A 25,501-nucleotide genomic window follows, 5' to 3' on the forward strand; every position below is an offset into this window, starting at 1 on the left:
GGTCTACTGCAGCCCCAGCTTCAGCGCGATCAGCAGGGTCAGCGCGATCAGCAGCGCGCCGATCAGCACCGGTGACACACCGAACGTGCCGGGGTGATGGACCTCCGCGCGTGCCGCCCTGCAGGTGGTGCAGTGTCCTTCGACGACGGGTCCCGCACACCGAGCACAGATCAGATGTTCGCAGCTCATCTGGCTCCTCTCCGAGGTCATATCGGGGGATCGGCGCGGCCGGAGGGCCGGGCCCATCCCTGGGCCCGCTCCGGCGGCGGATGAGGTCCGCCGGTGCGTGTGATGCTCGGTTGCACCTATGGGTGTACCCAAGTTGGACGATCCATGCCAGTCTCCCCCTTAGACTGCTGCTTGGCCAATCGGCCCCCCAGCCGAAGCCACTGTGGGTGCCTGTCCCTACAAAAGACAGTCGTCCTCGTTCCCCAGCCCCTAGACTGACACGTCGTGATGCAGCCGTGATCCACTTCGATAACGTCACCAAGGTCTACTCGCACCAGAGCCGCCCGGCCCTGCAAGGCGTCAATGTGGCCGTCGAGAAGGGCGAGTTCGTCTTCCTCGTCGGTCCTTCAGGGTCCGGTAAGTCGACGTTCCTGCGCCTGATCCTCAAGGAGGAGCGGCCGACACAGGGCGGCATTCACGTTGCCGGCAAGGAGCTCAACAAGCTCACGAACTGGAAGATCCCGCACCTGCGGCGCCGCATCGGCTGTGTCTTCCAGGACTTCCGGCTGCTCCCCAACAAGAACGTCTATGAGAACGTCGCGTTCGCCCTTGAGGTCATCGGCAAGCCCCGGCGCTTCATCCGCAAGGTCGTCCCCGAGGTCATCGACCTCGTCGGCCTCGAGGGCAAGGCCCACCGCATGCCGGACGAGCTGTCCGGCGGTGAGCAGCAGCGGGTGGCGATCGCGCGGGCGTTCGTCAACCGGCCGATGATTCTGCTCGCCGACGAGCCCACGGGAAACATCGACCCGGCGACCAGCATCGGCATCATGAAGGTGCTCGACCGGATCAACCGGACCGGCACCACCGTGGTCATGGCCACGCACGACGCCGCGATCGTCGACGCGTTCCGTAAGCGCGTCGTCGAGCTCGAGGACGGCCGCGTCGTTCGCGACCAGTCTCGCGGTGTCTACGGCCAGGCGTACGGAGGCGTGTAACCTCCCTCCGATACGAGAGACTCCCCCTCTTCGGCCCATAACGGACGACCAAGGACAGCGAGGCATGCGCGCACAGTTCGTTCTTCAGGAGATCTGGATCGGTCTCCGCAGGAACCTCACCATGACCATCGCGCTCGTCGTCACCGTCGCGATCGCGATGGCGCTGTTCGGCACCGGCGTCCTGCTCAAGATGCAGGTCGACAAGTCGAACAACTACTGGTCCGACAAGGTCGAGGTCTCCGTCTATCTCTGCAACAAGCTGAGCGCCAACCCGGCCTGTCGCAAGACCGAGCCGTCGCAGGACGAGAAGAACCAGATCAGGAGCCAGCTGCAGTCGATGCCGCAGGTGGCCTCGGTCACTCCGGAGACGCAGAAGCAGGCGTACGAGCGGGCCAAGGAGCGGTTCAAGGACACTCCGGGCTTCTCCGACACCATCCAGCTCGGCGACATCCCCGACTCCTTCCGGGTCAAGCTCAAGGATCCGAAGCAGTACGCCGCCGTCGTCGCGCAGATGAACGGCCGGGCGGGCGTCGACCAAGTGATCAACGAACGGGCGATCCTGGAGAAGTTCTTCAAGATCCTCGGTGGCCTCCAGTGGGCCGCTCTGATCATCGCCGCGATCCAGGTCATCGCCGCCGTACTCCTGGTGGCCAACACCATCCGGCTGTCGGCGTTCAACCGGCGCCGGGAAACCGGGATCATGCGGCTGGTCGGGGCGTCGAACCTCTACATCCAGCTTCCATTCGTGCTGGAAGGTGCCATCGCGGGGTTGATCGGCGGCCTGTTCGCCGCGGTCCTGCTCGGTTTCTCCAAGGTCTTCCTGCTCGGACGGCTGACGAAGAACCTGCAGTTCGCCACCGAACTCGGCTGGCTCGACGTCACCCAGGTCATCGTCTTCTCGGTGTGCTTCGGTGTGGTGCTCTGCTCGCTGGCGTCCTTCCTCACCCTCCGCCGCTACCTCAAGATCTGAGCACCGTCTTCCCGGCTCGTAGAATCCACGCATGCCCGGGCGTACGGAACCGGGACGTGATCGCTACGGGGAAGGCCGGGCGGCTACCGGCCACCCTGCCCACGAAGGACCGAGGCTGAGTTCAGTGCCACGCGAACAGGGGCGCAAGGTGATCGCGCAGAACAAGCGCGCGCGCCACGACTACCAGATAGAGGACACCTACGAGGCCGGCCTCGTGCTCACCGGCACCGAGGTGAAGTCGCTGCGGGCCGGCCGGGCCAACCTCACGGACGGGTACGCTCACATCCGCGACGGCGAGGTCTGGCTCGAGGGGGTCCATATTCCCGAGTACACACAGGGGACGTGGACCAACCACGCCACCAGGCGCCCCCGCAAGCTCTTGCTTCACCGGCGGGAGATCGGCAAGCTGACCGGCACGATGAACGAGTCCGGGTGGACACTGATCCCGCTGTCCTTGTACTTCAAGGACGGAAGGGCCAAGGTCGAGATCGCGGTGGCGCGCGGCAAGCGCACCTACGACAAGCGGCAGGCCATCGCCAAACGGGATGCGGCGCGCGAGATGGAGCGCGCCCGGGTGGCACGGTTCAAGAGGCGCTGAGGGTGGTCATGCGACGGGTCCGTGGGGTGGCCGCCCTGTCCGGGGTGCTGATGGTCACGACGGCTGTCTCGGGGTGTTTCGCGGAGCCTTCGCCGTTGCCGACGGTCCGCGACTTCCTCGTGGCCTGGCAGAACGGCAATTACTCCGGCGCGGCCAAACAGACCAACGGCGACCGCAAGATGGTCGCGGAGGCGCTCGAGTCCCTCCCGGGCCAGCTCGACCTCGCCGCACTGCACCTGGCGCTCGGCCACGTCCGCAAGGACGGCGACGACGCGACGGCGCAGTTCGAGGTGCGCATCGACCTGGGCGACAACGGGCCGCCGTGGGACTACGGCAGCCAGATGCGCCTGCACCGCTCAGGGGGCAACTGGAAGGTCGTGTGGAGCCCGTCGATCATCCATCCGAAGCTCGGTAAGGGGCAGCGGCTGGCGGTCGTGACGGAGACGCCACAGCGGGCCTACATCAAGGACTCCAAGGGCCGGTCGCTGACCAAGAAGACCAAGGTCGAGATCGTCGGCGTGCTCCCGGGCCAGCTCCCCAAGCCCGACACCACGCTCGACCGCCTCTCCAAGATCACGCATCTGGACAAGGACCGTGTTCTGGGCCGCGTACGATCGGCGCCGCCGCAGGAGTTCCTGCCGCTGGTGACGCTCCAGCTCCCCGAGCAGGCCGGCGTCGCCGCGCAGCTGCTGCAGGTGCCGGGCCTGCAGGCCCGTACCCGCTATCTGCAGATCGCGCCGTCCGCCGCCGGCGACGTCGTCGGCCAGCTCGGCCCGGCCACCGCGGTCCTGCTCCAGCAGGTCGGCGCGCCGTACCAGCCGGGCGACACGATCGGCGTCTCCGGCCTCCAGGTGCTCGACCAGCGCCGGCTGGCCGGCACCCCCACCGTGAAGGTCGTCGCCCAGGACCCGTCGGGCAAGGGCAGTCAGGTGCTGTACGAGCTGCCGGGCGCGCTGAGCCAGCCGGTCCAGACGACGATCGACCGGAAGGTGCAGGCGGCGGCGGAGAGCGCCCTCAGCGGGCTGCACGTGCCCGCGTCCCTGGCCGCCGTGCACCAGGCGACCGGCGAGGTCCTCGCCGGCGCCGACCATCAGACCGATGGAAAGAACCAGGCGTTCGAGGGCCACTATCCGCCGGGCATGACGTTCAGCATGGTGACCACCCAGGCGCTGCTGGGGTACCACCAGAAGCTCAGCGCCGAGGTGCCCTGCCCGCCGACGTACAAGGTCGGCGACGAGGTCTTCCACGCCACGGGCTCGCGGGGTTCGACGTTCCAGGCCAACTTCGTACGGAGCTGCCCGACGGCGTTCGCGTCGCTCTACCGGTCGCTGGCGTACCAGGACCTGCAGACGAGCGCGTCGCGCTTCGGCATCGGAGTCCCGTGGACTCTGCCGCTGCCGTCGTTCTCCGGCTCGGTGCCGCCGCCGGCCAACGACGCCGACCGCGCCGCCGCGATGGTGGGCCAGGGCGGCATCGAGGTCAGCCCGCTGGCGATGGCCCTGGCCGCGGCCGCGATGGAGAACGGCACCTGGAAGCCGCCGAAGCTGCTGAAGGACCCGTCCGCCCCGCAGCCGATCCAGCCACGGTCGCCCGACTCGGACGCGATCTCGGCGCTGTTGCCGCTGCTGCGGTCGTCGGTCAAGAGTGGTCCGGCCCGGTCGGCCAACCTGCCGAACTCCCCGGTGAGCGGCGTGACGGCCGTGGTGCCGTACGGGTCGGGGAAGACGGTGTCGTGGTTCGTGGGCTTCCGGGGGAACATCGCGTTCGCGCTGGCGGTCGAGGGCAAGGTCAACGCGTCGGCGGTGGCGGCGAAGTTCCTTCGGGGAGCATCGGGCTGACCAGTCTGCTTGACACTTTGTCAATTCTTGACCGAGGGCGATCAACCGTCTCCGGGGTGGCCGGCGTCTTTACAGGTGACTGAGATTCCGCTTGGGGGGTTGCGGACTCAGTCGCCGTGATGAGACCAGAGCCTCGTCTCGGGGGAGGCTCTGCCGTCCGGACCGGCCCGACCCTGCCGGTCACCCCCGTGGGTGTGCCTAGTCCACGCCCACGGGGGTTCTCATCACCCAAGCCCGACGGTCTCGGCCACGAGGACAGGGGCCACGACCACGGAACCACAGCCGCGATCCTCACGGCAGCCCGGACCCCACCCCCGCCGCGTGCACGTCGGCGCCGGCTCACTCGTTCCTCAGCGCCGGCTCACCGACACCTTCTACGGTCACCGCCGGGCTCGGCCCACCAGCACCACCTTCGCCGCCCAGCACCGCGTTCACCCGTGTCATCCGCGCCACCATCCGCCCCGCATGCGCCACTTCTGGCGCCACACCACCTCCGTCACTACGCCGCCCCGTCACCCGCACAGCAGCGGATCCGCCTCGATGCCCGTGTGTCACCCACCAGAGGCGGGAATCTCGTTGGCGTGGCCGGTGTTGTGCGTGTACGGTCGTCGTGACGGACGCTTCGGTGTCCGGTTGACAACTGAACATGGGGGTGATCGGTTTCGACTTTGGTATGTCGAGGCATGGGGAAGCGGGCCGAGGGTTGCGGTTGTGACCTCGTAAATCCTGTAACCGCAAAACAACAAGTGCCAACTCTAAGCGCACTCAGTTCGCCCTTGCCGCCTGAGGTTAGGTAGCGAACTTGTCAGCCCGGGAGCGTCTCCGACTCGGGGTCTGGCATCGTTAGGAGACTAAACCTGTAGTCCCGGCCGCGGGAATCACAGGGAAACCAAACAGCGGCTGAGCCTGTCGGCGACACGCCTGCGTGAGCGCCGGGGCTGAGAAAACGCTAAGCAGGCTGCGCCCGGAGAAGCCCTGTCTTGGTACCGAAGGACGCGGGTTCGATTCCCGCCACCTCCACTGGTGTTCCTTGGGGGACGACCCCCCGATCCCCCCGATGTGGGGGCTCCGCCCCCACGCCCCCTGCGGGGCTGGGGTCGGAGGGGGAGCACTTGGTTCGTTCAATGGCGTTGCTCGGACATCGGCTCGACGGAGCGGTGGCGAGTAGCGCCGTTGGTGTTTCCGCCGTCAGCGGCGGTGTCGCCCAGGTGGGCGATGCCGCCGCTTTCGCGTTGTCCGGTCCGGCGTACGGCCTTCTTCAGGGCAGATCGGCGATTCGCCGGAGCGTCCGGGGGGCGACCCCCGGAACTCCCCGATGTGAGGGGCTCCGCCTCCCACAGCGCCCTTGCGGGCTGGGGTGGGCAGGCACATCCACCCACACCGCCGAGCACCCGGCCGAAGTCGCCGCCTGCCCCAACGGCCGACCACGCAAAACGCTCGGCTGAGGAACCCCAGCCGAACGCCTCGCTTCGGTAGTGCGACGACTCCTGAAACCGCCCGCCACGGGTGGCTGTCGGAGGAGGGCCATTCATCGGACGGTGTTGTTCGTCCACGGCTCGTATGGGCGGTGGGAGCATCTCCATGCCGCCGCGAGGCGGTGTCGTGTTCAGGTACGGGCGACGGCCGTCCGACTGCTGCGCCCGGCGCCGGCGGATGCGGCGGCCAGATGGATCCGGCATTGGCGGAGGTCAGCGGACTGGCATCGTCACCGATGCCTTCCCGGCAGCACATAGGTGTCGGGATCGGTGTGGTAGGCGAGACTGATCTGATGGCTGCAGGAATCGGCGGCCGGGTCGGTACCCGGAGTCGGGACGGCGTTGTTGTCATTCGAGAACCAACACAGGAAGGCTGCGGCATGGTCAGCGGCGTAAACGGCGTTGCGGGCCATCCAGTCGACGGACAGTTCGGTTTTGCAACCGATCTCGGAGATGGCCCATGGAACGCCCACGTGTGCCGCGAACTCACGGGCGGGCCCCCACAAGGATTCTTCGCTACCGCTGTCGCTTGAGCCGTCCACGGCCAACACGTCCGCATAGGGACATGCAGTGGCGTCTCGTCCTGGCCAAAGTTCCTGGTATGTGCTCCCAGGCTCCGGATGCTGCCCGGACCAGGCCTCCAGAATGAGCGCCGTGTAGACGGCCGGGCCTCCAGTACGGTGCACGAGGTCGCAGAACCGTTTGAAGGCGGCCATCCATGCTTCGAGGGTGAACTTGCCGCTACGAATCTTGCCGTCAGGTTCGTGCCAGATCGTCAAGAACGTGCGGTGTCCGGAGGGGATGGACTTCACGAACGCGATCACGGCTGCGTCCAGCGAACCGTCCGCCATCGCGGTCAAATCGGGTTTCAACGACAGCACCGAGGCGCGTTTGCCGACGTCTATTCCGGCCACCGAGGTGGCGAACGAACCAGGGATACCGTCCGCTTGACTGCCGTAGGAGCGACGCACCGTCCAAGGTCCGGCCACGGCGTCCAATGCGGGAAGGTCCGACCCCGACAACTCCTGAGAAGCCGCTCCGACGAGCATTGCCGCGTGCCGAGACGATCTGTCTGTCGCCTCTGCCGCGTCCGTCCGCCCGGCAACAAGCGGAACCGTGCTCGCCGCCGCGATGCCGACAGCTTGGATAAGGCGCCTGCGCGAGAGCCCTGAACGGTGCATAGGAGATGACATGACATGCCTCGATATCCACTTGAAAGACCATCGAAATGGTGATCAAAGTAGCAGACGGATACTAGTAGAGAAGGCAGTACAGAATCTGTGGATCGAATCGGGGCGTATCCCCTCTACCGATCGCGCGTGGAGCAGAACACATCAATAGAGGAACCGGTCCCGATGCGCATCGCCGGGGGCTGCCTCCACGACCCGCTGGACGTTCGATCGCGGCCTTCCAGTGCTTCAACGACCGATGCAGCGTGTGGGGTCATGCAGAGCCAACGAGATGTCGGTCAGCGGTACTTGCAGGCCACAGCGCACAGATGTTCACCGTATTCCGCTGAGCTGATCGCTCATGTTCGGGTAGGCGGTGGTGAGTAGCGCCGTTGGTGTTTCCGTCGTCAGCGGCGGTGTCGCCCAGGTGGGCGATGCCGCCGCTTTCGCGTTGTCCGGTCCGGCGTACGGCCTTCTTCAGGGCAGATCGGCGATTCGCCGGAGCGTCCCATCATGCGTGTCCACGAGATGTGCGTGCGGAAACCGAAGGTGTTCTCAGAAGCTGCCGGGGTCGGTGAGCCTGAGCCGTGCCGGCGCAGTCGGCGAAAGCCGGCCTCCCCGGGCTCGACGCGGCTGACCTCGTTGAACCGGCGGTCACGAGCCATCGCCCAACGTCTGCCACGCCTTGCGTTCCCCGCTTGCGACAAGGCGGGCATCCCGAGACAGGCGGGCGGTCAAGCGAGACGCGGCCGCCCGGCCCTCCGCGCTCAATGGCCATTCGTCAGGCGGCCGATCCAGCCCGAAGTCCGGCATGGCGTGCTCTTCCACCGGTCCACGTCCACGCCGGCGATGAGAAGCCACAGGCAGAGCGATCCCTCACCGAGGATCGTGGGCAGCTGGGCCCAGGGGACCAGGTGGGCCGTGAACCCTGGTGAGAGAAGGTCCGCGACGCCGTACACCAGATAGGCGAGGGCGTCGACGGCCAGCAGCACCCCGATGGTGCTCGGCATGAACGTCGACCTGAGGAGCAGGTACGCGACGCACATGATGTCGAGGCCGAAGAACACCCCGTAGATGCTGTAGTCGATCGTCGACAGATCGCTGGGCAGGTACGCCAAAGCCTGCAATTGGGCCGTGGACAGCGTATTCGCATAGTGCCCGTTGCCCAGAAGGACGACCGGGGTGAACTGGTTGAGGAGTCCGGCGACCTCGGCGGAGGTCGCGACCAGCGTGAAGAACACATCCAGTAGCGCGAGTCTCCGGTTCACCACCTTGAACAGGTCATAGAAGATGACCGCCATCGGGATATTGGTGATGGTGACCAGGATGTGCGCCACAAGGCCGAGCCGGTACAGCAGCTCGTGGGTCTGGATGTTCTGCACCGTCGTCGCTATACCCGGCTTGATCAGCATGGCGGGGACCAGGCCGATGGCAAAGGCTCCCGCGACGATGTTGACCAGGTAGAGGGCGCCGGCGATTCTCGCCAGCCGCTGCGGCGAAGTGCCTGATATGACGTCCATCAACGACTCCCGCAGTTCGTTTCGGCTCGCTGGATCGGAGCCTAGGGATCACGCTGGGCGCCGCCATCAGTGGAATCCCTGAACCGGTACTGAGCGAGCGGCTTCGGGGGAGTAGTACGTTCGGCTCGTGCCCAGGACCACCCACCGGCCGGGCAACGTGCCCGCCGAGACGACGAGCTTCGTCGGTCGCCGCCACGAGTTGGCCGAGATCAGGAAGAAGCTGGCAGCCGCGCGTCTGGTCAGCCTGGTCGGGCCCGGTGGCGTGGGTAAGACCCGTCTTGCGATCCGTACCGCGATCAGTCTCGGACGCGGCTTCCCCGGCGGCGTCTGGATGGCCGAGCTCGCCGAGCTCCGGGATCCGGCGCTCGTCGGCAACGCCGTCATGACCGCCCTCGACCTGCGCGACCAGGCAGCCACCGAGCCGCCGGCTCTGCTCCGTACCTACCTCAAGGACAAAGAGCTGCTGCTGATCGTCGACAACTGCGAGCACCTGCTCGAAGCGGCCGCTCAGCTCATCGGCGAGGTGATCAGGGCGGCGCCGGGGGTCCGGGTGATCGCGACCAGCCGGGAGCCGCTCTCAGTGGCCGGCGAGCACGTCCTTCCCGTACCTCCCCTCGACCTGCCCGCCGCCGGGCACCTCGCCCAGCTGCGCCAGAACGAGGCGGTCACGCTTTTCGTCGAACGAGCGGCGGCGGCGTCGGGCCGCTTCGAGCTGACCGCATCCAACCAGGCGGCCGTCGTCGGCGTGTGCCGCCGCCTCGACGGGCTGCCCCTGGCGATCGAGCTGGCCGCCGTCAGGACGCGGGCGCTGGGACCCGAGCAGATCCACGACCGCCTCAGCGACCGGTTCGGGCTGCTCACGGGCGGCAGCCGGACCGCCCTCGTACGGCACCAGACCCTGCGCACCACCATTGAGTGGAGCCATGACCTGCTGACGCCGGCCGAGCGGACGCTGCTCGCGCGGTTGTGCGTGTTCGCGGGCAGATTCACGCTGGAGGACGTCGAGTCGGTGTGCTGCGCCGGCGAGGTCCCGGCGGCACACGCGCTGGACCTGCTGTCGTCGCTGATCGACAAGTCGCTCGTGATCAAGGAGGACGCCGCCGGGGCCGCCTGTTACCGGCTACACGAGACGATGCGGGAGTACGCGCGCCTCAAGCTGCGCGAGCAGGGCGACGAGGACGCTCTCGAACTGCGCTGCGCCGAGCACTACCTGTCGCGGTGTGCGCGTTTCGCGACGGAAGGACGGTACCGGCTGCCGGAGTGGCTCGCGTGGGCGGAGCTGGAGATCGACAACATCCGAGCCGTCCTGCGGCGCTGTCTGGATCACGATGACGTCGGGCGCGGCATCGATCTCGCCACCTTCCTGATCTGGTTCTGGATCACTCGCGCGACGGCCGAGGGCGTACGGTGGCTCGGAGAGTTGCTCGTCCGGGAGGCCGGGCCTTCCGCGCACCCCTGGGCGTACTTCGTCCGAGGCTTCCTCTCCGTACTGCAGAACGATCCGGCGGGCGCGATGCCGGCCCTGGAACGGGGCGTGACCGCGGCCCGGACGGCGCAGCAGCGGGAGGTGCTGTCGCAGTCGCTCGCCATGGCATCGATCGCGGCGGACATGGCCGGCGATCGCGCGTCTTCGAAGCGGCTGTTCGACGAGGCCCAGGCCGTCGCCGACGGTCTTGACGACCTGGGCACGACGCTCATGATGTACCAGGCCCAGGCGCTCAACGGCCTTCTGGACGGGGATCTGGACGCCGTACGGTCCGCGACGTCGCAGGGCGTACGGCTCAGCCGCGCGGCCGGAGATCTTTACAGCCTCGACATGATGCTGCTGAACCAGGGTTTCGCCGCGCTGATCTCCGGAGATTTTCGTGCGGCCGAAGAGCGGTTCACCGAAGGTCTGCGGATCGCCCACCAGCTCGACGACCGGGTCGCCCAGTGCCATTTGCTCGGCGCGCTGGGTTGCTGCGCGATCGGGTCACGGGACCCGGGGCTCGCCGCGCGGCTCTTCGGGGCGATGGAGAACCTCCGCGCCGAAGTGGCGGCCGGCATCAACGCGGGAATGGCCCCGGTTCTGGCGCAGGCCACGAAGTCGGCGGAGGCGGCGCTCGGCCGATCGAAATTCGAAGCCGAGTTCGAAGCGGGGAAGCGGCTCAGCCGGGACACCGCCGCAAGGCTGGCGCTCGGTGACGCCGCCCGTCCGGACCTCGCGGCTTCGGCCCGTGGCAGTGCCGGAATTCTCCGGCAGCGGGAGGCCGACGTCGCGCGCCTGGTGGCCGACGGTCTGAGCAACAAAGAGATCGGCGTACGCCTGTTCATATCCGAGCGCACTGTCGAGAGCCACGTCCGCAGCATCATGAACAAGCTCGGCTTCAACTCACGAGCCCAGATCGCCGGCTGGATCGCGACGTCGGACCTCTAGCCGGTCGTTCGTGTTCGAGTAAGCGATGGCCAAGTCCACTGTGTCCGCCTGGGCAGGCTCTCACCGGCCGGACGGTGCCTTGTTCGTCCAGCCAGTGCGCAGGATGACGTTCGACATCGCCACCTGCTCCAGACCGGCGGTACCCGGTGCGCTCCCGCCCTCGCCCGTCATGACCGTCTCGGTCGCCAGGGCGCGGCCGGTACTCGGATCGATGATGAGGCGGGTCCCGTACGTGGACGCTTGGTCGTCGATGCCGGCGTTGATCGTCACCGCCGTGCCCGTACGACCGGCCTGGTCGGTGACCGTGCCGAGCTTCTTGACGCCGGGCAGGCCGGCCAGCATCCGGTATGTGGCGGCACGGACCTTTGGCGACGCCGGGGAGTACGAGAGCACGGTCGAGCTCCAGGTGAAGAGCTGCTCATCGGTCACGCGGGAGGATTGGCGCCTGATGAGGCGGGTCAGTGTCATCTTGAGCCGTCCGGGATCGGCGGGCAGCGCCTGTACGTCCTGGGGGGTGAGCCGCTGGCCGAACAGGTCTTCATAGCCCGGCTTGATCCGGTCGATGTGGGACCTGCCCGGCTTGGAGGAGATCTCGTCGCCGGTGTCCGTTCCCCTGAAGGTCGTGGGCGCGCCCTCGTCGCGCCATGTGTCCCAGTCCGCCTTGGTCGCGGGCTTGGCGCCGAGATCCTGTGACTTTTCCCAAGTGGGGCCGTGCCCGTCTGCGGACATCCAAATCTCAGACCGCGTCGGAGCGTACACCTGGTAAGTGGCGTGGCCGGGCTTTCCCACCTGGATGAGCTCATCGCCACGGATCGTCAGATGCCAGTATCTGCCGGTGGCCGGCGACGCGGCCTCGGCCCTCTGGGCGGCCGCCAGCAGCAGAGCGCGCGCCGACGGGTGTCCATGCGGCTCGCGCACGCCGCGATGATCGACCATGGCGATCGTGACCGCCGCCGCGGTGACCGTCCCGGCCAAGCCGAGGGCGAAGGTGGTGAGCCATGCCGTCCGGCGCTCGACCCTGAGGCGCCTCGTACGGTGCGACCTGACCGGGTCGCCCTCGGTCAGCCTGGCCCGGGCCGCCGCGATGACCTCCGGCGTCGGTGCGGGCGGATCGTCGAACAGCGCCCGTGCCTCCGCCAGCTCGTTCGTCTCGTTCATCGGGTCTTCTCCTCATCCTGAAGCGGATTGGTCCCGCCGAGCGCCTTCCGTAGTCTCCTTCGGGCCCGATTGAGCCGCGAGGACACGGTGCCAGGCGGGACGTCCAGGGCCTTCGCGACCTGCTCCTGGGTCAGCTCCGCCAAGACGATCAGCATCAGCACGTCACGCTGGCCCGCCGGTAGAGCGGCTATCGCCTTGGCCAGCCTTTCCCGGGCGCCGTATGCGCTCACTCGATTGGCGATCCGTTCCTCCTCCTCCTCGTCGGCGCCACGATCAGCGGGCAGGCGTTCGAGGGCGCGTAGCTTGCGCACCTCGTCGCGTCGGTGCCGCCCGATCATGTTGGTCGCGATGCCGTACAGCCACGGGCGGGCGTTGTCGCGGGACAGGTCGTAGGACCGGCGCTGCCGGAAGGCAGCGTGGAACGTCTCGGCGGCGATGTCGTCGGCGACATGCACGTCGAGACGGCGGGCCACGTACCGGTGGATCTCCGTGAAATACGCGTCGAAGATCGCGCCAAATCGTTCGGGCTCATGCCAGGACCGTTTGATGACCGATGCGTCGCCGGTCTCCCCAGCGGGGGCCGAGCCGTCGGCGGTAACGGTCACACGTGGCTCCTTCATAAAAGGCCTATCCATCGGCGTGGACTGTTGTCACGTGTTGTTGCCCGAACCCTGAGCTCTTCGTCCCCGCCATGGCGTCCGGCATGGGGAACGGCCCGGCTGCCACCGGCTCACCGCGGCGAGAGGCGATCGCGGCGTCATGAGCGGGTCATCCAGGTTCGCATGGGCCGGCCCGGTCCCCTGGTGCCCTGTGGGGGACTCGGCGTACGGCGATGGCCGGTGCGAACGATGGCGTGGGCAGGCCGTCGCAGGCTCGCCGCAAACGCGGGTCAACCCCGGCGGGAACCGCGGAGGTCGCCGTGTCCGACCTCCGCGCTCGCCGAGGCGATCAAAAGAAGGGGTGTGAACTTCAAGCGTCGCGAGATCTTGCCTACTTTTGCGAGGCGGGCATCCTCCTCAGTTGTCCTGTCCGGTCCTTTTCAGGTGCGCCGCCGCTCTTTGCTGTTTTGCGTAGTCCGAGTTCTCTGGGGCGCGGGCGGCATCCTTGTCGAGCTTTCGCGCTGCTCTTTCGGCGGCGTCTTTGTCGCCAAGAGCCATTTCATTTGCGACACTCTTCGCGCTCTTGCTCGCATCTCCGCTCCAGCCGTCCTTGCGCCCCATCTTCATGATGGTGCCGCCGCCCCGCTCCTCGGCCTTCTCGAACACCTCGGCGAGTTTCTTCGCGACGGCGTTCCGCATCGTCTTCGCCTGAGTTTGGTAAGCGAGCAGCCGCGCCAGGCCGGCCTCCGGTCCGAAGATGGTGGCCGCCGTCACGGCTGCGATGCCGATCAGCACCAGCGCTCGGATCACCTCGACCGAGACCGCGTAGTGCTGAAGACCGTCGGCGAGCCTGTCGGCCTGAGCAGCGGCGTTGTGGAGTTCCTGGGCATGCCCCTGGGGGCCGGTGAGCACGTCCGAGACCGCTTCGGTGGCAGGTCCGTCATTGCCGGAGCCTGCCGTTCGTGCCGCAATGTGGATATCACCTGAGGCGCTCCGCAAGGATTCTGCGTGCGCACGGACCTGGGCCGTCTGCTCTTTCAAATAAGAGACATCCGCGTCCGGCCAGTAAGGAATCAAAAACGACGCGAGCGAGCCTGCTGTAAGTGGCACCTTAAATCCCCTGACACCTTTGTTCTCGTCAACGCATTCAGTGATCGACTTGATTGACGTTGGCCTGTTCGGCGTCGATCTGGTTGCGGGCCATGGTGATCAGGTTATTGCTGTGGTCGCTCAGCGCGGTGGTCCGGGTGGACAGGTCGTTTCGCAGTTGATCGCCGTTGCGGGCGAAGAGTGCGTGGACCACCAGCCCGAGAGGATCGTCGCCGAACCCTTTCGAGCTTGTCCAATCATGTCGGCCGACGCCTTCCACTGTGGAGATCACATCGTCGAGCGTCCGGGAAGCCTTGTGCAAATTATCGGACATCCATTGCATGATATGTGTCATCCCATCGTAAAATGCTATAATCCTCAGCGGGAGAAGTTTAGCCCGCAGGCAGGCGCGACGTCCGAAGATCGGCCCGTGAGATCGGTGATGGGCAGTGCCGTTGGCGTCCCGGCGGTGGGGTCGCTCATGCGGGTGACGCCGCACGGTGATGGTCGTCCACCTGACCGTCACGTCGAAGAAGGAAGGCCCCTGCCGGCGGCGAGCTTCCGCTCCCGCAAGGCATGGCGCGAGAAGTCGACGAAATGCAACCATCCGCATTGCGAGTAGCGCCGTCGCTCATATTCGTCATGCGGCGGCGTCGCCCTTGCGGGTGACGCCGCCGCATGATGTATTCGGCTGGGCGCGGTGACCGGAAGACTTTCTCGGTACGAATTGCGAGCACGGCAATATCAGCCACCGCAAGGTGGCCAGGGAAATTACCGGCAAGAGAAGGCGTTACGGCAACGGCCGGGACGTTACGCCATCCGCGTGGCGACACCGTTCATGTCTTCCGCCCGGCGACCTGGTCGCCTGGCCGCGGGTGGTCAGAAGTCGAACTCGACCCCGCCCGAGGAGTCACTGAAATACTTGGTGGCGACGGCCAGCCACTGCCCGTTGACCTGCCGGTATCCCACCGCCTCGTCGCTGGCCACACCGCCGAGCGTGGCGCTCCAGCAGGCGCCCGGAGGCGTGACGTAGGAGGAGAACCACCCGCGGTACGGGAACGCCACATACTCGTCGGAGGGGTTGATGTTCCCGCTGACATTGCAGAATCTGAAAGACACGTCCGCATGTGCCGCTGCGGGAACGAGAGCGGATGCGAAAATCCCCGCCGCGGTCAGACCCAGCAGGGTCTTGATGCGAGCACCCATGTAAGAGGCGTCTCCTTTGAGGTCGGAAAACGGTCGCCCGTTTTGAACTGGACACTTCCGCATACGGGGCAGATACCGAAACGGTTCAGTGCACGACAGAGTACGACGCAGTTTTTCTTCCTCGGCGAGGGGCCATGGCTCTGAGGTGGTATTTCGCGAGAAGGCGCCGCTATGTTTGCCGCATGGCAGCAGCGAGCTACAGCGTCCGGCCTCTCGACGAGTCGACGTGGCCGGCGTTCGCCGCGCTGGTGGAGCGCAACAACGGTGTCTTCGGCGGCTGCTGGTGTATGGGATTCCACCCCGAGGGCGTCGGCAAGGGCACCACGGCGGAGCAGAACCGCGAACGCAAGCTGGCTCGCGTCCGTACGGACGACGCACACGCGGCACTCGTCTTCCTCGGCGACGACTGCCTGGGCTGGTGCCAGTTCGGTCCGCCGGGAGAACTGCCCCGCATCAAGAACCGCGCGGCGTACGAGAAGGGCCGTACGGCCATCCCGGACTGGCGGATCGCCTGCTGCTATGTCGGCAAGGGGCACCGGCGTCAGGGTGTGGCCGCCGTCGCGCTGGCCGGGGCGTTGGACATGATCGCCGCTCTCGGCGGAGGGTCCGTGGAGGGATATCCGGAAAGCGCCGATTCGGTGTCCGCCGGATTCCTGTACCACGGGGCGCTGTCGACGTACGAACGGCTGGGATTCACCCGCAGCCGGAAGATCGGCAAGCACCGGTGGGTCGTCGCCATGCTCGTCAAGCCCCGATAGCCCACGCGACCTGCTCTGGAACGAGCAGCCACCGGGCGATGACCGCAGGCCTGGACGACCGCCACACGGCCGTTCGCCGCCGCGAAGACCTCGATCCAGCTGTCGTCGCGGACGACGCCGTCGCCGCCGACGAGAACCGCTCGTCCGTCGCCGACCGGAATGCCGGTCTCCCGCGGCCAGACGTCGACGATCCGGTCGAAGTCGTCGTCGCTGCCGTGCCACGAACCGCGAAGCGCGGCGTCGACGGCGAGGAACGGTTCGCCGTTGGTCCACAGCCGGCCGACATGCACCCACGAGTCGCGCATCGCGCCGGTATCGCGGCCATCGTCGTCTGGGCCATCTCTCCCACAGAACGGTTCATGGTGCCTCCGGCGACTCAGGGGGTGAGGATGACCTTGCCGGTGACGGTCTTGGACTCGGCCAGGCGCAGGGCGTCGGTGGCCTCGGCGAGGGGGAAACGGGCCGCGATCTGCGCGTCGATGTGTCCCTCGGCCATCGCCTGCAGGACCTGGGTGAGGTCCTGCCGCAGCCGGGTGCGGAACCGCCGCTTGGCGAGACTCCGACCGGCCCAGATGTTGTAGAAGTACGCGTGCCGCCCGTTGGGCAGGGCGTTCCACGCCCACACTCGCAGCAGGATCTTCAACACCGGCAGCTGCTTCGACCCGCTGTCGTCGAGAGTGGCGGCGCTCCCGTACGAGACCAGCGTGCCGCCCGGCGCGAGCAGCCGCCACGACTGACGCACGCTGCTGACGCCCAGATGGTCGAAGACCGCGTCGACACCCTCGGGAGCCAGCTCGCGTACGGCGGCGGGCACGTCCGTCCGGTAGTCGATCGGGATGACGCCCAGGTCACGCAGCCTGTCGTGGTTGCGGGAGGAGGCGGTGCCGATCACCCGTACTCCGGCGAGGCGGGCCAGCTGCGCGAGGGTGGAGCCGACGCCGCCGTTGGCGCCGTGGACCAGGATCGTCTGGCCGGCCTTGACCCGGGCCTTGCGGTGCAGCATCTGCCAGGCCGTGATGCCGTTGACCACGACGGTCTCCGCCTCGGCCGGGTCCACACCCGCGGGTACCGGCACTACGTCGGCGGCCTCGACGGTCACGTGGCTGGCCCAGCCGCCGATCTTGGTCAGCGCCGCGACGCGCTGTCCGAGCAGGGCGGAGTCCGTACCGGCTCCGGCGGCCTCGACGGTCCCGACCAGGTCGTACCCGGGCACGAACGGGAATGGCGGCTGATCGTAGTACCGGCCGCGGCGCATCTGCTGCTCGGCGAAGGACACGCCGGTCGCCTCCATGCGGATCACCACCTGCCCGGCGCCGGGCACCGGGATCGATGACGTACGCAGTTGCAGGCCGTCGGGGTCCACCACACCCGGAAGCAGGATCTCGGTGCGCTGTTCCATGTCACTCCTCAGATCGTTACGCCCTGTTGCGTAAGTTAGAAGCTCTAACAAGAGTATTATGGGCTCACCGTGACGGTGTCAAGCGAGGAGTACGGGGCATGGGCGATGCGGTCAAGAGCCCGCGGGTGCGTTACCGCGAGCAGGTGCGCGACGAGATCAAGGCGCACGCCTGGGCGCAGGTCGCCACCACCGGCGCGTCGGCGCTGTCCCTCAACGCCATCGCCAAACAGATGGGCATCAGCGGTCCTGCTCTCTACCGCTACTTCCGCAACCGCGACGACCTGATCACCGAACTCGTCCTCGACGCGTACCGCGACATGGCCGACACATGCGAGGCCGCCGCGGCACCCGACGCCGAGCCCGCGGCACGGCTGGCCGCGGTGGCGACCGCCCTGCGCGAGTGGGCCTTGGCCGCCCCCCACCGCTACCTGCTCATTTACGGCACACCGGTGCCCGGCTATGCCGCCCCACCCGAGGCGACCGCACTCGCCGGCCGCCTCATGACGGTCCTGCTCGACGCCTTCGCCGAAGCCGGCGCCGCGTCGGTCTCCGCACGTGAGACGGCTCTCGACGACCACCTGGCCGACCACCGGCAGTGGGCGGCCGACCACCCCGCCCCGGCGTCCGCCATCCGTCGCGCGCTGACCTTCTGGACACGGCTGCACGGCGTCGTCAGTCTTGAGGTCGCGGGTCACTTCACCGGCATGAACTTCGACCCTGGCCTGCTCTATGCCACCGAGGCCGACTCCGTGATCGACCCGCTCGAGTAAGCGCCATCTGGGAGAACACCTGTCATGTCCTCGACCGTGCTGTACATGTCCATGTCCCTCGACGGTTTCATCGCCGGCCCCAATGAGCGGCCGGACAATGGTCTGGGGGACGGCGGAGAGCGCCTCCACGAATGGACCGAAGGCCTGGAAGATTTAGCACAGGCCGACGAGGGCGATCGAAAGGTCCTCGAGGACTTTCTCTCCACCGGCGCGGTGCTCGCCGGCCGGGGGACCTTCGAACCGGCCGGAGGCTGGGGCGGCGACCATCACGACGGCGTTCCCATCTTCATCTTCAGCCGCCATCAGCCCACGCCCGAGTACGCGCAGTGGCCCGCCGTCACGTTCGTGAGTGACATCGGGGACGCCGTACGCCGGGCCAAGGAGGCCGCGGGAGACAAGAACGTGCTGGTCCACGGCGTGGGCACCGCCCAGCACTGTCTCCGGGCGGATCTCCTCGACGAGATCCAGATCCACCTGATCCCGGTCCTGCTCGGTGAGGGGCGCCGGCTCTTCGAACACCTCGGCGCCGAGCACATCGAACTCGATACCACCCAGGTCGTACGGGGACGAGAGGCCACCCACCTTCGCTATCGCGTCCGCCGATGACCCGGCGCCTGGTTAGGGTCTGGGCATGACGTTGTTCTGCGGCATCGACCTGGCCGGGCGCATCGAGCGGGCCGAGGTGCAGCTCATCGCCAACGGCGGCGAGGCCGCTCGCCGCCGCAGGGTGGACGCGCCCGGATTCGTGCTCCCCATCGCCGGCGGGGTGGCGAGCTTCGCCGAAGAGGACTCGCCGCTCAACAAGGTGGCGGGGCTCGGTTTCGGCGGCGTTCCGAGTGCGAGCGACTTCGACGAGATCGAGCAGGCCTTCGCCGCCTGCGGGTCGCCCGTGCAGGTCGAGCTGTGCCACCTCGCCGACCCCGCGATCGGTGCCCTGGTGACCGAGCGCGGTTACCGGCTCATCTCGTTCGAGAACGTGCTCGGCCGTGCCCTCACCGGCGCGTCCGAGCGGGTCACGCCGCCCGGGATCGAGGTACGGCCGAGCGGCGAGGAGGAGTTCGGGCGCTGGCTCGACGTCGTGGTCGAGGGCTTCGCTCACCCCGACGCGCAAGGGGTTCCGTCGCACGAGGAGTTTCCGCGTGACGTCCTCGCGAGGGCCGTACGCGACCTCGCGACGGCCGGTGTCACGCGTTATGTGGCGGTACGCGACGGGGTCGTCGCCGGAGGCGCCAGTGTTCGCATGGCCGACGGCGTCGCGCAGCTCACGGGTGCGGCGACCGCGCCTGCGCACCGGCGACACGGTGTCCAGACCGCGCTGCTGTCGGCCCGGCTGGCCGACGCGGCGGCCAACGGCTGTGACGTCGCCGTCATCACCACGCAGCCGGGGTCCAAGTCTCAGCAGAACGCGCAGCGTCAGGGCTTCGACCTGCTCTACACCCGCGCCATCCTGGTGAAACAGCCCTGAACTCATGGCGCCGGGGTGACGGCCGGCGGCGCCGGCGATCTATGATCGGCTCTGCTCTGGATCTTGAGACATCGGCAGAGGTGCGGCGTATGGGTGTTCTCTTCGACTACTTCCGGGCACCGGACGGAGAGTCGGCGCTTCGAATGCTCGACGACGGCGAAGGCGTACCACAGGGACCGACCACCGTTCGCGAAGACGTGGACGCGATAGACGCCAAGGGAATCGACCCTGATGTCATTCTCGGGCAACTGCTGGGGTTCATTCTGGACGTGCCCTGGAGCGTCGACCTGGTCGACGGCGTGAATGTGTGGCCGCCTCAGGAGACCGCACCGGCCTCGGTGGAGGAGTTCGAGCGTCTGCCGGAGGATTCTCCCTGGCAGACCGGCCCTTGGCTGTCGGAGCTCAAGGCTTCGGTACGCGACGCGCTCGCGGACGTCGACGAGAGCGCGCTGCCGGCGATCGCCGAGCGATGGACGCGGATCGAGGAGTTCAGCGGCCATATGGACGTCGTCCACGCGCGGGAACTCATCGATGATTTCGTGGCGCTCGCCCGCCGTGCCCGGCAGGCCGGTGACCGGCTCTACTGCTGGTGCTGCCTCTGACTCCCGGCGCCTGTCTCGAAGACTTAGCGCCGGTTGGGGTCGTCTTTGGGAAGCCAGGCGTCCGGGGCGTTGACTCCGAGGTCGCCGACGCCGTCGGTGAGAGCCTCGACGGTGGCCAGGACGGCCGGGCGGGCCTCGTCGCGCCGCCAGACGACGGACCACGGCCAGTGGACACGCGGTGCGACCAGCGGCCGTTTGACCAGGTCGGACGGCAAGGTGGCGGTCTGGCCCCTCGGGGAGTTGACGATCGGTCGCGCGTGCGCGCGTACGTGGTCGAAGAAGGCGGCGCCGAGGATGCCGCAGTCGGAGACGTGCACGAGACGGGCGCCGGTGTCGCGGGAGAGCTGTTCGGCGTAGGCGTTCCACGACGACCACGGAGTCTTCCCGTCGGCGACGAGCACGATGGCGTCTTCCACGCGGACGTCGGTGGTGTCGTCTCCGATCGCGACCGCGAAGAGCCGGTCGGCGCCGAGGAGTCGGGCGTTCAGCCGGTACCGCTCCAGGTCGTCCACGCCCAGCCGGCAGATCGCGAGGTCCAGACTGCCGGTCGAGACCCGCTCGGCCTGCGTGTGGGAAGGGCCGGCCCACGGGTCGACGTGCAGCTGAGCGACCGCGAAGACGCGTGAGCCCACGTCCGCCGGCAGCCAGGTCACGTAACCGAGCCAGACCGGTTCGGAGCCGGACACCCGCGCCACGTGATTACGCAGGTCATCGGCCCGTTCGATCAGGGCTCGCGTGTGCGGAAGCAGCGCCGCCCCGGCCGGCGTGAGGCTGACCGAACGACGGTCGCGGTCGAACAGTCGTACGCCGAGGTCCCGTTCAAGCGCCTTGATCTGCTGCGACAGGGAGGGCCCGGCGATCAGTAGCCGCTCGGCGGCGCGACCGAAGTTGAGCTCTTCGGCCACCGCGACGAAGTAGCGCAGCTGGCGAAGCTCCACCTGACCCATGCTACGTCGCTGGGAGGCCGTACCTATCAGCAGGGAGGAATCAGGTCCTGGCATCGCCGCAGGTCAATCATGCATTGTGAGGGACGTGGGAGAGGTGGCAGCAGGCCGGTGCGCCCCCCGGAGGCTTCCCGTTGCCGACCCACAGCGGTCGCGTGGGAAGCCATCCCCCAACGGCTTCCCGTCGCAGCGATTTCCCTGAGCCTGCGGCGGGAAGCCACCAAAGCGGGCCGGGCGAACCGTCAGCCGCGGTCCTGCCGCCAGTCGCGTACCCAGGCCGGATGCCAGAACGTACGCCGGTCGGTCTCCGCGTCGATCTGTGCCACCAGGCGGCCGAGGTCGGTCCGGGCGCCTTCGGGCAGATGTAACAGGACCAGGTCGAGTTTCTCGCGGACCTCCGCGCAGTGCAGGGTCGGGCCGCTGACGCCGGGGGCGTTCAGATAGCGGTACGGAAGCCGGAACGCCTCGTCGAAGAAGTGCAGGAAGATCGCGACGGCGTTCGGGAAGAGATGCTCGTGCTCTAACCGCCGGATGGCGACGCGCGTCTGGGCGGACAAGCCGTGCAGGCGCCGTACGGGAACATGAGGAGGAGGCCGCCAGCGCTCGGCGCGGAGGGCCTTCGGCCGCCTACGCGGCATCGTCCTTTCGGGTCACGGTCACGAAGACATCGTGCCACCGGAACGCCGCCCCTCAAAGTCGCGGGTGGCGATAGCAGCCCGCCCCCGAGCGCTCCATATCCGTACTGTTACACAGTGATTACTCCGAGTTCAGACTTCTATGAAGGTCCGACGCATTCACGTCCAGCAACGTCACCCATAGTGTTCCGCAAGTGACACGCCGCGATACATCCGTGGTCAGCCCGTCGAATCGCCGGTCGGCGGGCCGCTTCTCCCGGAGAACGTCGACATCGTCGCGCCCCCGCCCCTGAGCACCCCCACTCAGAAAGGACAGACCATGGCCATCGCCAGCGTCTACCAGAACGATGTCGCCAACTATTGGAACGCTGAGCGCAACCCCGTCAACCTCCGGCTGGGCGACGTCTCGGGGATCTACCACCACCACTACGGCATCGGCGCGGTCGACTGGTCCGTTCTCGACGCGGCCGACGACGCCGCCCGCGACGAGGCGATCATCACCGAGCTCCATCGCCTGGAGAACGCCCAGGCCCGGCTGCTGCTCAGCCACCTCGGTGACATCCGCCCCGAGCACCGGCTGCTGGACGCCGGCTCCGGTCGCGGCGGCTCCAGCATCATGGCCAACAGCGCGTTCGGCTGCCGCGTGGAGGGCGTCTCCATCTCCCAGACCCAGGTGGACTTCGCCAACGACCAGGCGGCCAGGCACAATGTCGCCGACCGGGTCCGGTTCCATCTGAAGAACATGCTCGACACCGGCTTCGAGGCGGGCGGCTTCCAGGCGATCTGGAACAACGAGTCGACCATGTACGTCGTCCTCGACGACCTCTTCGCGGCGCACTCCCGGCTGCTGGCGCGCGGCGGCCGATACGTCACCATCACGGGTTGCTACAACGACGTGTACGGGCTGCCCTCGCGAGCGGTGTCGACCATCAACGCCCACTACGTCTGCGACATCCACTCCCGCAGCGCCTACTTCCGGGCGATGGCCGCCAACCGGCTCGTCCCCGTCAACGTCATCGACCTGACCGCGGACACGATCCCTTACTGGGAGCTGCGCCAGAAGTCATCGGTCACGACCGGCATCGAGAGCACGTTCCTGGAGGCCTACCGCACCGGCGGTTTCCAATACCTCCTCATCGCCGCCGACCGGATCTGAGCCGTGGAGGCCAAGGACGGGTGGGCGGACGTGAACCCGACGTGCGGCACCGGTGGCCGACCCACGCCGGACGACGGCCGGCCGGGCAGGCCGACCGATGCGTGGCCGGGCAAGCCGACCGGCCTGGGTACGACCGCGGCACTCCTGCCCTCGCTCCTCGCCGCCGCGGGCCCCAGCCGCGCGCCGTACGACGCCGGAAGCCCGCCGCTCCCGGCCCGCGGCGGCCCCGCCTACGCCGAACGATCGTGGGGCGACGGTTCGCACTCACCCCTCTACTGCCCACTCCCCGAACGCGTCGACCAGAACCTCGCCGACGAGGTGGACGCCCGGCTCCGGGCCTGGGCGCGCGACCGCGGGTTCAGCGACGAGGAGACCGACGCGCTGGGCAAGGCCGCGTTCGGGCAGCTGGTCACCCTCGCCCACCCCGACACCGACGATCCCGACGCGCTCCTCGTCGCCGCGCAGCTCAACGCCTCCTGGTGGGCGGCCGATGACTACTACGCGGACGACACCGCCCTGGGCGCCGTACCCGCGTGGCTTCCGCAGCGCCTCACCCTGGCGATGTCGGCGATGGACCAGGTCCCGCCGGTGGGGGAGTTCACCCCTCCGCTGCGGAAGGCGCACGGCGACGACCTGGTCCTGCGGATGCTCGAGTCGGCCGTCGAGCACCTGAGCCATCACGGGACTCCGGCGCAGGTCCAGCGCATCTGCTACTCGACGTTCGCCATGTTCGTGAGCTGGACCGCCTACGCGGCCTGGCGGGAGACCGGCGAGCACCCGCCCGCCTGGGAATACCTGGCCGCGCGCCAGCACGACAGCTTCTACACCTCGATGACGCTCATCGACGTCGTCGGCGGTTACGAGCTCCCGGCCGACCTCTATTACGAGCCGCGCGTACGCCGCGCCGCCATGCAGGCCGGCACCGCGAGCGTCGTGGTCAACGACCTGCATTCGGTGGCCAAGGACGCCGCCGACGAGAATCCCGTCTGCAACCTGGTCCTGCTGATCGCCGCCGACCGGGAGTGCTCCGTGGACGAGGCGGTCGAGATCACCGTGCGCCTCCACAACGACCTCGTACGCGACTTCGAGGCCGGCCACCGCGAACTCGCGGCCGTTCCGTCCCCCGAACTCCAGCGCTTCATGCGCGGGCTGCGAGCCTGGATGGGTGGCGGCTTCCAATGGCACGCCGACAATCCTCGCTACGCCCGGCAGCCATGACCCGGGATCAGTCGTCGAACTCGAACCCTTCGGCCGTGGTGACGAGCTTTCCCCGGGTCAGAGCGGTTTCACGGTCAGCTGGTAGTCCTGCCGGATCAGGCCGTCAGCGTCGAGGAAGAGGAAGACGCGAGCGGCCCAAGCGGCCTCACCACCGGCCGAAGGGGTCAGCTGGACGGTGAACGTCACGGCGACTTCTCGCGGACATGTCCCAGTGGCGGATCGAGATCGGCTGGCCGGTCTTCCAGGTACAGAATGATCGTCGTGGGCAGACTGCTGGGCGATGAGGCCCTGGAGACCTCGTCGGTGGTGGCCAACCGCGCGATGAACCGCGAGCGGTCGCCGGAGGGATCGAACGGCTACGGACGCGAGCTGGGCCCGGACATCATGGCCGAACTGGCGCACCGCGACCCGGTGCGGTGGCTGGACCTGTGCCGCGGTAGCGGCCGCGCCCTGATGGACGCCGCCCGGCGCCCGGCCGGCCGGGACGCGTCGAGATCGTCGGCTGCGCCGACGATCCCGCCCGCCGCCGGATCGCGGTACGGGGGCGGGGAGGTCCGCTTCCCCTACCGCTACCTGGGCGCCGACGACCGGGCCGGCCCGAACTACACCGGCCAGCCCGCGGTCGCCTCGTACTACGAACCGTGCTGAGAGAGGTGCGTCTTGGCGTCGTCGTACGTGCCGGTGGGAGCCGAACCGTCCGGGCCGTAGACGAGGTGCATGACACCCGTTTTGAAGGGCCTGGAGGAGAGCAGCCGCAGCGGGATCGCAGTTCCGCCCTCCTCGAACAGGCGCATGCCCTCCCGCAGGACGATCGGGTGGACGAGCAGGTGGAGTTCGTCGAGCAGGCCGGCGGCCAGCAACTGGCGGACGATCGAGACCGAACCGCTCATCGCGATGTCCCTCCCGCCCGGTTCGTCCTTCAGCGCGGTCACGGCCTCGATCAGATCGCCGCGGAGCAGTTCGGAGTTGCGCCAGGTGAACCGGAGGTCCTGGTTCGAGACCACGATCTTGCGCGCGTCGCCGAGCGCCTTGCCCATGGCGGCGTCGTCGCCGCCCCCGGCCTCACGGTCCGGCCACGCGCCCGCGAAACTGTCGTACGTGTTGCGGCCCAGCAGGATCGTGTCCGCGTCGCCCAGCTGGGCGTTGACGGCCGCGCCCATCTCGTCGTTGAAGTAGGGGAAATGCCAGTCCTGGGGGTTCTCGATGACGCCGTCGAGCGAGACGAACAGGCCGGCGGTGATTCTCCGCATCGGATTCTCCTTCGTGGTGAGGTGCTCATCGGGTCAGACCGATGCCGGAGCGAAAAATCATCGCCGGAGCGCCCGACGGATCAGGATCCGCCCCCGGCGTAGA

26 protein-coding genes and 1 other RNA gene are annotated in these 25,501 nt (G+C 67.9%); 14 read left to right on the forward strand and 13 right to left on the reverse strand.

Annotation, left to right across the window (positions count from 1 at the left end; translation table 11 throughout):
• Window positions 1–3 precede the first annotated feature (3 nt).
• A complete protein-coding gene (locus QWU11_RS23715; protein WP_290116569.1) occupies window positions 4–189 on the reverse strand; it encodes a hypothetical protein in 186 nt (61 codons plus the stop codon).
• Window positions 190–464: 275 nt separating this feature from the next.
• Between QWU11_RS23715 and ftsE the strand changes: the two genes are divergently transcribed.
• The 5 genes from ftsE (at window position 465) to ssrA (ending at window position 5,592) form a co-directional block, all read left to right on the forward strand.
• A complete protein-coding gene (gene ftsE, locus QWU11_RS23720) occupies window positions 465–1,163 on the forward strand; it encodes a cell division ATP-binding protein FtsE (protein WP_290116570.1) in 699 nt (232 codons plus the stop codon).
• A 64-nt stretch (window positions 1,164–1,227) separates the two neighbouring features.
• Window positions 1,228–2,133, forward strand: coding sequence for a permease-like cell division protein FtsX (ftsX, locus tag QWU11_RS23725; RefSeq protein ID WP_290116571.1), 906 nt, complete (start codon window positions 1,228–1,230; stop codon window positions 2,131–2,133).
• Window positions 2,134–2,257: 124 nt separating this feature from the next.
• Window positions 2,258–2,731, forward strand: a complete 474-nt coding sequence (gene smpB / locus QWU11_RS23730) for an SsrA-binding protein SmpB (protein WP_290116572.1) — start codon at window positions 2,258–2,260, stop codon at window positions 2,729–2,731.
• 8 nt (window positions 2,732–2,739) lie between these two features.
• Window positions 2,740–4,569, forward strand: coding sequence for a penicillin-binding transpeptidase domain-containing protein (locus QWU11_RS23735; protein ID WP_290116573.1), 1,830 nt, complete (start codon window positions 2,740–2,742; stop codon window positions 4,567–4,569).
• A 648-nt stretch (window positions 4,570–5,217) separates the two neighbouring features.
• Window positions 5,218–5,592: a transfer-messenger RNA gene (ssrA, locus tag QWU11_RS23740) on the forward strand.
• Window positions 5,593–6,274: 682 nt separating this feature from the next.
• Here the strand turns inward: ssrA and QWU11_RS23745 are convergent.
• Window positions 6,275–7,042, reverse strand: coding sequence for a hypothetical protein (locus QWU11_RS23745; RefSeq protein WP_290116574.1), 768 nt, complete (start codon window positions 7,040–7,042; stop codon window positions 6,275–6,277).
• A gap of 938 nt (window positions 7,043–7,980) precedes the next feature.
• On the reverse strand, window positions 7,981–8,733 hold the full coding sequence (locus QWU11_RS23750) for a DUF4386 domain-containing protein (protein ID WP_290116650.1): 753 nt from the start codon (window positions 8,731–8,733) through the stop codon (window positions 7,981–7,983).
• Between the two features lie 127 nt (window positions 8,734–8,860).
• Between QWU11_RS23750 and QWU11_RS23755 the strand changes: the two genes are divergently transcribed.
• Window positions 8,861–11,149, forward strand: a complete 2,289-nt coding sequence (locus QWU11_RS23755; RefSeq protein WP_290116575.1) for a LuxR C-terminal-related transcriptional regulator — start codon at window positions 8,861–8,863, stop codon at window positions 11,147–11,149.
• Between the two features lie 60 nt (window positions 11,150–11,209).
• On the opposite strand, the gene QWU11_RS23760 is transcribed toward QWU11_RS23755, so the two are convergent.
• The 5 genes from QWU11_RS23760 to QWU11_RS23780 all read right to left on the reverse strand — a co-directional run bounded on the left by QWU11_RS23760 (window position 11,210) and on the right by QWU11_RS23780 (window position 15,114).
• Window positions 11,210–12,307: a CU044_5270 family protein gene (locus tag QWU11_RS23760; protein ID WP_290116576.1), complete on the reverse strand. Its 1,098-nt coding sequence runs from the start codon at window positions 12,305–12,307 to the stop codon at window positions 11,210–11,212.
• Window positions 12,304–12,912, reverse strand: coding sequence for an RNA polymerase sigma factor (locus QWU11_RS23765; RefSeq protein WP_290116577.1), 609 nt, complete (start codon window positions 12,910–12,912; stop codon window positions 12,304–12,306). Before QWU11_RS23765 ends, QWU11_RS23760 begins: the two co-directional genes overlap by 4 nt.
• A gap of 411 nt (window positions 12,913–13,323) precedes the next feature.
• Window positions 13,324–14,016: a hypothetical protein gene (locus QWU11_RS23770; RefSeq protein WP_290116578.1), complete on the reverse strand. Its 693-nt coding sequence runs from the start codon at window positions 14,014–14,016 to the stop codon at window positions 13,324–13,326.
• 37 nt (window positions 14,017–14,053) lie between these two features.
• Window positions 14,054–14,329, reverse strand: a complete 276-nt coding sequence (locus QWU11_RS23775) for a hypothetical protein (RefSeq protein ID WP_290116579.1) — start codon at window positions 14,327–14,329, stop codon at window positions 14,054–14,056.
• Between the two features lie 545 nt (window positions 14,330–14,874).
• Window positions 14,875–15,114: a hypothetical protein gene (locus QWU11_RS23780; RefSeq protein WP_290116580.1), complete on the reverse strand. Its 240-nt coding sequence runs from the start codon at window positions 15,112–15,114 to the stop codon at window positions 14,875–14,877.
• A gap of 269 nt (window positions 15,115–15,383) precedes the next feature.
• Here QWU11_RS23780 and QWU11_RS23785 point away from each other — a divergent pair, with 269 nt between their 5' ends.
• Window positions 15,384–15,959, forward strand: a complete 576-nt coding sequence (locus tag QWU11_RS23785) for a hypothetical protein (protein WP_290116581.1) — start codon at window positions 15,384–15,386, stop codon at window positions 15,957–15,959.
• 376 nt (window positions 15,960–16,335) lie between these two features.
• Here QWU11_RS23785 and QWU11_RS23790 read toward each other — a convergent pair whose 3' ends face one another.
• Window positions 16,336–17,358 carry a medium chain dehydrogenase/reductase family protein gene (locus QWU11_RS23790; protein ID WP_290116582.1) on the reverse strand — a complete coding sequence of 341 codons (1,023 nt, stop codon included), beginning with the start codon at window positions 17,356–17,358 and terminating at the stop codon, window positions 16,336–16,338.
• Between the two features lie 98 nt (window positions 17,359–17,456).
• On the opposite strand from QWU11_RS23790, the gene QWU11_RS23795 reads away from it, so the two are divergent.
• The 4 genes from QWU11_RS23795 (at window position 17,457) to QWU11_RS23810 (ending at window position 20,195) form a co-directional block, all read left to right on the forward strand.
• Window positions 17,457–18,128 carry a TetR/AcrR family transcriptional regulator gene (locus QWU11_RS23795; RefSeq protein WP_290116583.1) on the forward strand — a complete coding sequence of 224 codons (672 nt, stop codon included), beginning with the start codon at window positions 17,457–17,459 and terminating at the stop codon, window positions 18,126–18,128.
• Between the two features lie 24 nt (window positions 18,129–18,152).
• A complete protein-coding gene (locus QWU11_RS23800) occupies window positions 18,153–18,734 on the forward strand; it encodes a dihydrofolate reductase family protein (protein WP_290116584.1) in 582 nt (193 codons plus the stop codon).
• A 25-nt stretch (window positions 18,735–18,759) separates the two neighbouring features.
• Window positions 18,760–19,593, forward strand: coding sequence for a GNAT family N-acetyltransferase (locus QWU11_RS23805; RefSeq protein WP_290116585.1), 834 nt, complete (start codon window positions 18,760–18,762; stop codon window positions 19,591–19,593).
• Window positions 19,594–19,736: 143 nt separating this feature from the next.
• The gene (locus QWU11_RS23810) at window positions 19,737–20,195 is read left to right on the forward strand and encodes a hypothetical protein (RefSeq protein ID WP_290116586.1); all 459 of its coding nucleotides are present in this window, start codon (window positions 19,737–19,739) and stop codon (window positions 20,193–20,195) included.
• Between the two features lie 23 nt (window positions 20,196–20,218).
• Here the strand turns inward: QWU11_RS23810 and QWU11_RS23815 are convergent, their stop codons facing one another.
• Window positions 20,219–21,133, reverse strand: coding sequence for a LysR family transcriptional regulator (locus QWU11_RS23815; protein ID WP_354670889.1), 915 nt, complete (start codon window positions 21,131–21,133; stop codon window positions 20,219–20,221).
• 248 nt (window positions 21,134–21,381) lie between these two features.
• On the reverse strand, window positions 21,382–21,777 hold the full coding sequence (locus tag QWU11_RS23820) for a hypothetical protein (protein WP_290116588.1): 396 nt from the start codon (window positions 21,775–21,777) through the stop codon (window positions 21,382–21,384).
• 316 nt (window positions 21,778–22,093) lie between these two features.
• Here QWU11_RS23820 and QWU11_RS23825 point away from each other — a divergent pair, with 316 nt between their 5' ends.
• Window positions 22,094–22,930: a geranyl diphosphate 2-C-methyltransferase gene (locus QWU11_RS23825; RefSeq protein WP_290116589.1), complete on the forward strand. Its 837-nt coding sequence runs from the start codon at window positions 22,094–22,096 to the stop codon at window positions 22,928–22,930.
• A 3-nt stretch (window positions 22,931–22,933) separates the two neighbouring features.
• A complete protein-coding gene (locus QWU11_RS23830; RefSeq protein ID WP_290116590.1) occupies window positions 22,934–24,148 on the forward strand; it encodes a family 2 encapsulin nanocompartment cargo protein terpene cyclase in 1,215 nt (404 codons plus the stop codon).
• A gap of 57 nt (window positions 24,149–24,205) precedes the next feature.
• Here QWU11_RS23830 and QWU11_RS23835 read toward each other — a convergent pair whose 3' ends face one another.
• On the reverse strand, window positions 24,206–24,334 hold the full coding sequence (locus QWU11_RS23835; protein WP_290116591.1) for a hypothetical protein: 129 nt from the start codon (window positions 24,332–24,334) through the stop codon (window positions 24,206–24,208).
• A gap of 75 nt (window positions 24,335–24,409) precedes the next feature.
• Here QWU11_RS23835 and QWU11_RS23840 point away from each other — a divergent pair, with 75 nt between their 5' ends.
• Complete coding sequence (locus QWU11_RS23840; RefSeq protein WP_290116592.1) at window positions 24,410–24,796, forward strand: hypothetical protein; 387 nt, start codon at window positions 24,410–24,412, stop codon at window positions 24,794–24,796.
• Here QWU11_RS23840 and QWU11_RS23845 read toward each other — a convergent pair.
• Window positions 24,781–25,398 carry a dihydrofolate reductase family protein gene (locus tag QWU11_RS23845; RefSeq protein ID WP_290116593.1) on the reverse strand — a complete coding sequence of 206 codons (618 nt, stop codon included), beginning with the start codon at window positions 25,396–25,398 and terminating at the stop codon, window positions 24,781–24,783. The two genes, QWU11_RS23840 and QWU11_RS23845, sit on opposite strands and share 16 nt — an antisense overlap.
• Window positions 25,399–25,501: the final 103 nt, after the last annotated feature.

The organism is Actinomadura sp. DC4, assembly GCF_030406325.1.
Taxonomy (GTDB): Bacteria; Actinomycetota; Actinomycetes; order Streptosporangiales; family Streptosporangiaceae; genus Actinoallomurus.